The 9,529-nt window shown below is 68.5% G+C and carries 8 protein-coding genes and 1 pseudogene; 2 read left to right on the top strand and 7 right to left on the bottom strand.

Annotation, left to right across the window (positions count from 1 at the left end):
• Positions 1–128: 128 nt before the first annotated feature.
• The 3 genes from FV220_RS22325 to FV220_RS22315 all read right to left on the bottom strand — a co-directional run bounded on the left by FV220_RS22325 (position 129) and on the right by FV220_RS22315 (position 1,921).
• The gene (locus tag FV220_RS22325; protein ID WP_147833269.1) at positions 129–596 is read right to left on the bottom strand and encodes a hypothetical protein; all 468 of its coding nucleotides are present in this window, start codon (positions 594–596) and stop codon (positions 129–131) included.
• Entirely contained in the window at positions 593–1,015 is a 423-nt protein-coding gene (locus tag FV220_RS22320; RefSeq protein ID WP_147833268.1) for a hypothetical protein, read from the bottom strand. Before FV220_RS22320 ends, FV220_RS22325 begins: the two co-directional genes overlap by 4 nt.
• A 117-nt stretch (positions 1,016–1,132) precedes the next feature.
• Positions 1,133–1,921 carry a helix-turn-helix transcriptional regulator gene (locus FV220_RS22315; protein ID WP_147833267.1) on the bottom strand — a complete coding sequence of 263 codons (789 nt, stop codon included), beginning with the start codon at positions 1,919–1,921 and terminating at the stop codon, positions 1,133–1,135.
• Positions 1,922–2,029: 108 nt separating this feature from the next.
• Here FV220_RS22315 and FV220_RS22310 point away from each other — a divergent pair, with 108 nt between their 5' ends.
• A complete protein-coding gene (locus tag FV220_RS22310; protein WP_147833266.1) occupies positions 2,030–3,226 on the top strand; it encodes an MFS transporter in 1,197 nt (398 codons plus the stop codon).
• A 106-nt stretch (positions 3,227–3,332) separates the two neighbouring features.
• The gene (locus FV220_RS22305; protein ID WP_147833265.1) at positions 3,333–3,797 is read left to right on the top strand and encodes a hypothetical protein; all 465 of its coding nucleotides are present in this window, start codon (positions 3,333–3,335) and stop codon (positions 3,795–3,797) included.
• Positions 3,798–4,330: 533 nt separating this feature from the next.
• Here the strand turns inward: FV220_RS22305 and FV220_RS22300 are convergent.
• From FV220_RS22300 to FV220_RS26520, 4 genes and pseudogenes are all read right to left on the bottom strand, one after another.
• Positions 4,331–6,682 carry a calcium-binding protein gene (locus FV220_RS22300; protein ID WP_147833264.1) on the bottom strand — a complete coding sequence of 784 codons (2,352 nt, stop codon included), beginning with the start codon at positions 6,680–6,682 and terminating at the stop codon, positions 4,331–4,333.
• Positions 6,683–7,339: 657 nt separating this feature from the next.
• Positions 7,340–8,416, bottom strand: coding sequence for a glycosyltransferase (locus tag FV220_RS22295; protein WP_147833263.1), 1,077 nt, complete (start codon positions 8,414–8,416; stop codon positions 7,340–7,342).
• Between the two features lie 10 nt (positions 8,417–8,426).
• Complete coding sequence (locus FV220_RS22290; protein ID WP_147833262.1) at positions 8,427–9,380, bottom strand: galactosyltransferase-related protein; 954 nt, start codon at positions 9,378–9,380, stop codon at positions 8,427–8,429.
• A gap of 32 nt (positions 9,381–9,412) precedes the next feature.
• A pseudogene (locus tag FV220_RS26520) lies at positions 9,413–9,529 on the bottom strand (glycosyl transferase); the annotation flags it as partial.

Raw genomic sequence — 9,529 nt, 5'->3', positions numbered from 1 at the left:
GGGCGAGACCGTGCCCGTCGCGCCCAACGCCCACCCCGATGGACGCGACGACCCCGCCGGACGGCAGCGGAACCGCCGCGGCGCGTTCCTCATCACACCCGAAGGATAGGAAGACGGGCAACCGGGCGTCAGCCCCAGAATTTCCACCATGGCTTTCGGGGGACCGCGACCTCCCGATAGCCGGTTCCCGCGACCCTATGCTGATAGATGCCCGGCGCCGGTTCCTTCAGATCACTGGGAAGCGGGAACGGACGCGGCGCGCCCAATAGGAGGGTACGGATCAGGAAATCGAGCAGCTCGGCCTGATAGGCGGCCTCACCATTTTCCATCAGCTCCACCGCGCACAGTGCCTCGGCCACGATGTGGCGCCCGTCCGACCTTCGGAAGGTGACGCGATAAGCCGCCTGCCCCGTCCAGCTTCGATGGAAACAGAGAACCGGGCCATTGAGATAGGCGAACCATTTGTCCTCCATCGCCTTCGGAACCAAGCCGCGCGCGATCCTCTCGAAATCCGCGTCGCTAAAGGAGGCCCGGTAGGGAATGGAAGCCGTCTCCCCGAACGGCAGGCGCTTCCAGTCGTCCGGCCCCGCGGTCATCGCGTGCCCGTCGGCGGCACGCCCGCCTGCTTCAGATCGGCGAGGCATCCGCGCATGACCCGCATCATCTCGGCCTCCGTTTCTGCCGAAACGCCCATGGGCCGGAGGGCGGGACTGGCATTCTCGGGCCAATCGACCCGTGTGCAGGACAGGAAGAGATGCCGAAAGCGCCGGCTGCACCCGCGCTCCGCCAAGGCGCGCAGGGCCGGCGGGTCGACGTCCCCCACGATTTCCTCGACGCTCCCGAACGCGCCGGAGGCGGGCGGCCGGTCCCGCCGCTTCCACTGGCCGGTTCGGTGCTCGATGAGGCCGTTCACGCATTCGTCCGCCAGACCCGTCGGCGGCCGGACGATGAGTTCGTCGAAGGCGCGGGCGGGCGAGGAGACCGCCAGCGACACGGCGAGCAGGCGCATCGGCATCCCGGTCCACCCCGGACGGTTCCGATCGCGATGCCGGGGACGTCGTGGATATCGACGCATTCTGCCTTCTCCTCGGGCTTAAGGCATGACCGATCCTGCCGGGACGGGCGACGCTCTTTAACCCGGCGGAGCGACGGCCGCCGAGGCCGGCCGGGTGTCCCCCTCCCGTCCGATCAGCGCTTGGGTCCTGCCCCTCAGGGCCTGGATGCTGCGATAGCCCACCGAGGCGGCGACGTGGCGTGCCGCCCGGCCATCGGCCGCAAGGGCCAGGGCCCGCACGATCCTGGCCCTCGCGCGCCACTGCCCGAAGCTGAGGCCCGTTTCCCGGCGAAACCCGCGCGTCAGTGTCCGGCGGCTCACGCCGGCCTGATCGGCCCAGGCGTCGAGACCGAGCGCCAAGGCGGGATCGTCGATCAACCCTAGGCAGATCCGTCGTAGGCGGGCATCGCGGGGCAAGGGCAGGGTCAGCCGGGTTTCGGGGGCGCGTCTGGTCTCGTCGAGCACCAGGGCGGCCAGATGCCCGCCCCGCCCCGTCTCGTCATACAGAACGGGCTCGCCTGTCAGGGCGACCAGGGCGGCGGCGAGGAGGGGCGAGACCTCGATGACCCGTGCCCGTTCGGAGAAGCCGGCAATCGCCTCGACGGCGAGATAGGCCGAGCACATCGCGACGTCGCCATGCATGACGACCGCGTGGGGGAGGCGTGGAGGAATCCACAGGGCATGGCCCTCCGGCACCACCCAGGTCCCGTCCTCGGCGGTCGCCATCATCAGTCCGGCGGTGGCGTAGAGCAGCTGCGCCCGCTTGTGGGAGTGCCGTTCCGTGCGGCTGCCTGCCGCGAAGGTCTTGGGCATCACCGCGACGGCCCGTGGCACGTCCTGATAGTCCTCGGCCCTGATGGAGCGCATGGTTTCCCCGTCGGCGCGGTCTGCCTTGGCCCGAACGCGTACACCTTCGGCCCGACGGCGTTCAACGGGTCAGGTAGAGGGGTGCCTGCCTGCGGAGATCCTCTATCGATGGACGCCGAAACCCTGTCCCGCCGCACCCTGCGCTTCGTCAACGTGGCGCATGCCCTCGATCACTTCGTCCTGCTGATCTACCCGACGGCCGTGCTCGCCATCGCGGCGCAGACCGGGCTGTCCTATGGGGAGCTCATCGCGCTCGCCACCGGCGCCTTCGTGGCCTTCGGGCTCTGCGCGCTGCCGATGGGCTGGCTCGCCGACCGGTTCGGACGGCGAAACCTCCTGGCGGTGTTCTTCTTCGGCTACGGCCTGTCGTGCCTCGGGGTCGCGAGTGCCGCGAGCCCGACGGCTTTCGCCCTGTGGCTCTGCGTGCTCGGGCTGGCTTCGGCGATCTATCATCCGGTCGGCTCGACCATGCTGGTCTCCCACTCGCGCCGCCTCGGGCGGGACCTCGGCGTGAACGGCGTCTGGGGCAATGTCGGCGCCGCGACGGCCTCGGGTGTCACGGCGCTGCTGGCGACGGGGTTCGGCTGGCAGGCAGCCTTCTTGGTGCCGGGCCTGGTCTGCCTCGCCTGTGGGACTGCGTTTCTCGCCATGGTCCCCGGCGACGGCGAGGGCGTGCAGGGCAAGGAAGGGGGCAAGGCGGTGCTCGCGGTGTCCCGGCCCATCCCCCTGCTCGTGGTTTTCGCCTGCGCCATCGTGGCGGGGGGCATGACCTTCAACATCACCACCATCGCCCTGCCGAAGGTGGTGGACGAGCGGGTCGGCGACGGGCTGCCCCTCGCGCTGATCGGCTCCGTGGCCACCCTGGTCTTCATGGTGGGGGCCCTGACCCAGCTCGTCATGGGACGCCTGATCGACCGCTACAGCCTGCCGGCGCTGTTCCTGAGCCTGTCGGTGCTGCAGCCCCTGGGCCTGGGAATCGCTGCGCTGAGCACCGGCCTCCCGCTCCTCGCCGGCCTCGTCCTGGCCATGGCGGCGCTCTACGGGCAGGTGGTGATCAACGACGCGATGGTGGCCCGCTACGTGCCGCCGCTCTACCGCGCGCGGGCCTACAGCGTGCGCTATTTCCTCGGTTTCACCGTGAGCGGGTTCGCGGTGCCGCTGATCGCCCTGCTGCACGAGAGGGGCGGGTTCGGGCTCGTGCTCGGGATCGCGGCGGCCTGCGGCGCCGTCATCGTCGCCTCGGCGGTCGGCTTTTTCGGCCTCACGGGGAACGACCGCTCCCGCCCCCTCGCCCCGGCGGAATGAGGCGGGGCCGACCGCCACGCGACGGGCCTTCGCACCGCCATCGGACGGGGTCATCGCGAAACCTGAGCGAACGTCCTATTCCGGTCGCGCCAGCGGGAGCGATGCCATGCAGAAGCGCTACGAGATTTTCGCCGACTACCACCAGTTCTATCTCTGGGATCACGGCGAGATGCCCGACACGGCGCTGGATTACAGCGAGGACGACCTCCGGCGGAGGGTCAAGACGGCGCCGTTCCTCGTGGTGATCCAGCCCGAGCGCAACATGTCCGTGCCGGTGGAACTCGACATCGTCGACGCACCGCCCGACGAAGCCCTCGACCTCTGGGACCATGTGGTGGAGGCGAGCCTCGACCTGCCCTCGGGCCGGCTCGAAATCCACGAATGCACGGGCGGGTCCATCGACATCCTCTCGGTGGCACCCGGCACCTACCGCGTCCGCGCCTGTTTCGGCGGCCTGACCACCCTCACCGACGATCGCCTGGACGGCGAGGACCATTACCGCCTCATCCTGTGGCCGGCCCCGTCCGCTCCCCTCGCGGTGATCAAGCACTACGCCGATCCCCGCTTATGAGGTGGCCCCGCTCCGTGCGGCGGCGCTGTTCGCCCATCTGGCGCAGACGATGGGTCCCCTCTCCTTCCAAAGCGACGGTCCTGTCGGTCGAGCGCTTTGGGGCGGCCATGGTGTTTTGCTCCGCAGCATGGTGAGGAGCTTTTGGGCGGATGGCCGGTTTCGTGGCTTGCGTGAAGCGGGCGATCACGGCCGCGTCGAGGGGGTCGGTCTCGACGCCTTTGCCCAAACACGCAAAAGCCCGCCTCGGCCGAAGCCGGGCGGGTGAAGTTTTGCTCATAGGAAGGCTCCCCGAGAGGAGCGACAGCATCTTGGTCCTTCTGGTATACCAGCGTCAAGCCCGGAACGTCACCGGGCCGGCGGAAACCGCCGTCTCGTCGGCTCCAGCGCCTCTCCGAGAGAATCGTCGCCCCATTCTGCGCCGAGATCCCCGGAAAAGAGCGGGGAGCCGTCGGCCCCCCGCTCCTCATGTGGTCTTTGTCGGCGTGTCGGGCCATCCGGTGCCGGAGGGCGACCGACCGCCGGGGAAGCCCGCGTCAGACGATGAACGACCCGCTGTCGAGGACATGATGGCCCTGAAGGAGGACGGAGAAGTCGACCGCTCCGTCGCCGTTGGTGTCACCCTGCAGGAGGGTGTTGCCGCCGCCGAACTTCATCCGCAACTCGCCGGCCTCGCCGGAGAACGCCTGGGTTCCGACGAACTGGAAGCCCTGGTCGCCGGCTAGCCCCGAATTCGCATCGATCGCGCTGAAGTCGATGCGGTCTCCTTGTGCGAAGTCGAAGTCCTTGACGATGTCGCGCCCGCCGATGGCGACGTCGCTGTCGGTGACGTCCTTGAACACGAAGGTGTCGGCACCGCCGCGGCCGTAGAGAAGGTCACGGCCGTCGCCGCCGTAGATCGCGGTGTCACCGGCATTGCCGTAGATCTCGTTGTTGCCGGCATTGCCGTTGGCGGTGAGAGCCGCGGTTCCGCTGAGAACCATCTTCTCCGTATTCGCTTCCATCGTGTGGCTGACGGTCGAGCGGATCGTATCGAAGCCCTCGCCCGGCTGTTCGATGGCGCGATCCCCGGCATTGTCGATGACATAGGTGTCGTTGCCGGTTCCCCCGCGCATGGTGTCGGCCCCGGTGCCGCCGAGCAGGGTGTCGTTGCCGCCGCGGCCCGTCATGACATCGTCGCCGGCCCCCCCGCTCAGACGGTTGTTGCCGTCGTTGCCGGTGATGGCGTTGTCGAGGTCGTTGCCGAAACCGCTCAGGTTGCCAGTCCCCCTCAGGACGAGGTTCTCGACATTGGCCGAGAGCCCGTAGGTCACCGAGGCATAAACCGTGTCGTTGCCCTCGCCCGGGAGTTCCACGATCTTATCGCCGACCCTGTCGACGAAGTAGGTGTCGTCGCCGAGACCGCCATGCAGGGTGTCGTTGCCGGTTCCGCCGTCGAGCCTGTCGTTTCCGCCCTTGCCGAACAGGATGTCGTTGCCGCCACCACCATTGAGCACGTTGTCCCCGCCGGTTCCGAAAATGGCGTTGTTCAAGCCATTGCCGGTCCCGTCGAGATCTCCGGCTCCGGTCAGGACGAGGCGCTCGACATTGGCCCCGAGGGTGTGGTCGATCGAGGAGCGCACGGTATCGGTGCCCTCGCCGGCCAACTCGATGACCCGATCGCCCGCAGCGTCGACCACGTAGGTGTCGTCGCCGGTGCCCCCGCGCATCGTGTCCGCACCGGTGCCGCCGAGAAGGGTGTCATTTCCCCCGCGTCCGGAGAGCGTGTCGTTACCGGCGCCGCCGTCGAGGCGGTTGTCGCTGTTATTGCCGGTCAGGCTGTTGGCACCGCCGGTTCCGGTGGCGTCGATGGCGCCGGTTCCGGTGAGAACGACGGTCTCCACATTGGCGCCGAGGCTATAGGTCACCGACGAGCGGACGGTGTCGTTGCCCTCGCCAGCCTCCTCGATGACCTGATCGCCCGTGGAATCCACCACGTAGACGTCGTCACCGGCTCCGCCGCGCATGATGTCGTTGCCGGTGCCGCCGACGAGGACATCGTCGCCGCCACGCCCGGTGAGGCGGTCGTTGCCGGCCCCGCCGTCGAGGCGGTTGTCGCCATCATTGCCGGTGATCCTGTTGTCGAGGGCGTTGCCTGTCCCGTCGATGGCGCCGGTGCCCCTGAGAACGAGGTTCTCGACGTTGTCGGGAAGGGTGTAGGTCACCGACGAACGGACGGTGTCGTCGCCTTCGCCGGCATCCTCCACAACGGTGTCGCCGGCCGAATCGACGATGTAGGTGTCGTCGCCCGCACCGCCGATCATGGTGTCGTTGCCGGCGCCGCCGTCGAGGGTGTCGCCGCCGATGCCGCCGCGCAGGGTGTCGTCGCCATCGCCGCCGGTCTGGGTGCCGCCGGCATCGATGACGATGTCGATGAGGTCGGGGGTGGCGTCGAGATTGAGGCCCACCAGCGAGACCGTGTCATCGAGGGTTCCGAGGAGGATGTCCACGGTGCCGCCGACGAGATCCGTCACCAGGTCTCCGACGTCCCCGAGAATGCCGGTGCTTGTTTCCGTTCCGAGGTTGACCGGCTGGAACGGCAGGTCGAGCGTCGCCAGGACCGTATCGCCGAGCTTGACCTCGACCCCGTCGTAGCCGCCGCTGGCCGAGACCGTTCCGGTCAACAGGCCGGTGGAGGCCTCGATCTCCCAATTGCCGCTGTAGTTGTAGGTGAGGCCGTTCGCCTCGATGGTGAGAACCTCGAACGTATCCGTTCGGCTGCCGTCGAGAAGGAGGTCGCCGACGCTGTCGACGAGGCCGGTGAATGTGAGGTCGGCACCACCCAGGTTGGGAACGAAGAAATCGCGAACGTCGAAGCCAGCATTGGTCAGGATCGAGACAGTGGCCATTGTTTTCTCCAAACCCACAAATCGAGAACGACGGGATAGATTGAAGATCATGCCGGCTTACATGGCATGGCGGGCACTTGAGGCCCGAGCTTCAAAGACCCAGCCTACTCGATCGGTTCCGGAGCACTGGCGTTGTTGCCGCTGCATTGGCGGTTGGGTACGATTTAATACTTAACGATCGTTTCCATATGCTTCATGCACTGTATTCATCTTGCTGCGGCGGGCTATCGTTTTGTGCCGTGCAGCATTCGATGGATAGCGAAGGCTAAAGCCTTCGGCTTCGATCCGTTTCGAAGCGTCCGATCGGGCCTGCCCGCGCGACCGCGCGGCGGCTGCCGGACAAGGGATCCCCGCCGGAGGCGCGTCCCTCCCCACGTGTCGGACTACGATGTTCACACATCTCGCGGGATGCGCGGGCACCCTCTCCTGGAAGGAGAGGGTGCCCGTCGCGCCTATGCCGAACCCTCTTGGGTAGAGGCAACAGCCGTCGAGCCGATGTGTGAATCCTGTAGCTTCTGGGGAAAGGTCAGGAGTGGGAGTGGCTTCGCCAGCCTCCGCAGCATGAGGGTCGCCCGACCGCCCCCACCTCCAACTCCTCCCCGCGAGGTGGAGGAAGGCAGGGTGGCGCAGCCCGCGATATATGTGACGATCGTAGCTCTACCGATCCCGGCCGCCGGGGTGCGAATGTCGGACGTCGGCGTACAGCGCCTCGCACGCGTCCAGCCAGACGTCGTGCGTGAAGTGGCGGAGGACGCGCTCATGCGCGCTCCGTCGCGGGATGGCCAGCGCTCGCCCGATCGCGTCGGCGAGGGCTTCGTCGTCTCCGGGCGGGGCGAAGGCGCCCGCCTCGCCGATGACCTCGCGGGCCGCTCCCCTGTCGATGCCGGCCACGGGCAGGCCGCAGGCCATGGCCTCGATGGCGACGAGGCCGAACGGCTCGTCCCAGCAGGGGGTGAACAGGAAGACCGAGGCCCGTCCGATTTCCGCCGCGAGGGAGGCCCCGTCGAGATGGCCGCCATAGCGGATCGCGCCGCCGAGGAGTGGCCTGACCGCCTGTTCCCAGTATTCGGCGTCCTCCGTCGAGCCGAAGAGGGTAAGGGCGATGCCCGCCTTCCGCGCCGCCTCGATGGCGAGGTGCGTCCCCTTGTAGGGCGTGATCCGGCCGCACCAGACGGCGCTGCCGTCGCCACGGTCGCGGTAGGGCCAATCGGCCAGGTCGATGCCGTTGTGGAGCACCGACACTTCGGGCGGTGCCCCTTCCGGGAACCAGGCACGCAGCTGCCCTTGCGACGTCACCGTGATCCGGTGCGAGGGGGCGACACCGTCGTGAACGAACCAGCGCAGGGCATCGTAGGGCGGCACGTGGAGGGAGGTGACGGTGGGCACGGCCTCCGTTCGCCCGCGCGCCAGGGGCAGGCGGCTGAGGCTGTTGTTGTGGACCACGTCGAAGCCCCCGGCGGCGATCCGGTCGCAGGCGGCGGCGTAGCCGGCATCGAGATGCGCGATCAGCGCCGGGTTGCCGGTATGCTCCTGCCCGGGGAACGTCCGCTCCTGGTGCTCGGGCAGGACCGGGTCGAGGGTGAAGCGCGGGTCGCTGTCGCCGGAGGCGAACAGCACGACCTCGTGGCCGCGGGCCTGCAGCCCCCGGGCGAGGTGCCAGCTATGGGCCTCCATACCGCCCTTGAAGGGCTGGGCGATGGGCTGGCGCACATGGGCGAGGAGCGCGATCCTCATCGGATGGCTGTCATGCGGGCTCGGGCTCCGCCGCGAGGGTTCCGGCCCGCTCGGTGAGGGCGGCGGCGTTGCGCGCATCGAGGATGCGGATGACCGAGGCGGTGTTGGAATAGGGCTGGTGGCTCTGCTGGCCCGTGAGCGCCAGATCGTCGGCATCCGGGCGGCGCAGGATGCGGATCGGCCGGCCGGGCGTGTCGTCGATCAGGCCCATGAGGCGGAACGCATGGAGCCAATGGCCCATGGTCCGGTAGCCCCACTTCGCCTCGAACAGTTCGGCGTTGCGCACCACGCTGTCGAGATGGTGGATCGGCGGCATGTGGTGCGGATGATACTGGTGATAGACGCGCGCGCCTTCGAGCCAGGCGATGGCGATGCCGCGCTGGTCGAGAAGCTTGCCGAAATCGGTGTCCTCGCCGCCATAGCCCGCATAGCGCTCGTCGAAGCCGCCGACGCCGAGGAAGGTCGCCTTCCGCATGGCGAAGTTCAGCGACCAGAAGCAGCGATAATCGTTGCAGATCTCGATGCCCTCGGCCGGCGGGCCGCGCCGGTCGGAATGCCGGACGGCGACATCCGCGAACCCGTCGGAGCTCCACGCACCGGCGGTGGCCCCGCCGGGGAGATAGAGCACCTCGCCCATCAGCAATCCGTCGCATTCGCCGAGGCGACGGGCGTAATCGGCCACGAGGGTGGGCGCGGGGATGCAGTCCACGTCGAGGAAGACCACAGCCTCCCCCGACGCGGCCGCCACGGCGCGGTTGCGTGCGGCGGCCAGCGGCAGCGGGTCTCCCGCCACCGGGATCTGGCGGATCGGGAACGGCGCCTCCGGCAGGTCGTAGGGCTGGTCCTGCATGCGGGCGACGACGAGTTCGGCGGGTGCCCGCGTCTGACGCATCAGGCCGAGGACGAGGTTGGTGAGATGCGCGGGCCGTCCCTTGGCCAGCGTCACGACGGAAACGGTCGACATTCTCGAGGTCCGGTTTTGGGGATCGGAAGGGTTCAAGCGGCGGGCGCGCCGGCCCAGAGTTCGTCGGTGAGGTCTTCGAGCCAGCCGGCGGCGCGGGCGGCGGCGTCCGGGGCGTGGAGCGGGCGCAGGGTCTCGCCGTCGAGCCGGCG

The sequence above is a fragment of the Methylobacterium sp. WL19 genome (assembly GCF_008040005.1).
In the GTDB taxonomy this organism is placed as follows: domain Bacteria; phylum Pseudomonadota; class Alphaproteobacteria; order Rhizobiales; family Beijerinckiaceae; genus Methylobacterium; species Methylobacterium bullatum.
The sequence above is the reverse complement of the archived record's forward strand: the minus strand, read 5'-3'. Positions and strand labels throughout refer to the sequence as shown.

Excerpts from the sequence above, each read along its gene's own strand:
- FV220_RS22310 (WP_147833266.1), top strand. The coding sequence starts at position 2,030 with ATGGACGCCGAAACCCTGTCCCGCCGCACCCTGCGCTTCGTCAACGTG.
- FV220_RS22320 (WP_147833268.1), bottom strand. The coding sequence starts at position 1,015 with ATGCCGATGCGCCTGCTCGCCGTGTCGCTGGCGGTCTCCTCGCCCGCC.
- FV220_RS22295 (WP_147833263.1), bottom strand. The coding sequence starts at position 8,416 with ATGAGGATCGCGCTCCTCGCCCATGTGCGCCAGCCCATCGCCCAGCCC.
- FV220_RS22290 (WP_147833262.1), bottom strand. The coding sequence starts at position 9,380 with ATGTCGACCGTTTCCGTCGTGACGCTGGCCAAGGGACGGCCCGCGCAT.
- FV220_RS22300 (WP_147833264.1), bottom strand. The coding sequence starts at position 6,682 with ATGGCCACTGTCTCGATCCTGACCAATGCTGGCTTCGACGTTCGCGAT.
- FV220_RS22305 (WP_147833265.1), top strand. The coding sequence starts at position 3,333 with ATGCAGAAGCGCTACGAGATTTTCGCCGACTACCACCAGTTCTATCTC.
- FV220_RS22325 (WP_147833269.1), bottom strand. The coding sequence starts at position 596 with ATGACCGCGGGGCCGGACGACTGGAAGCGCCTGCCGTTCGGGGAGACG.
- FV220_RS22315 (WP_147833267.1), bottom strand. The coding sequence starts at position 1,921 with ATGCGCTCCATCAGGGCCGAGGACTATCAGGACGTGCCACGGGCCGTC.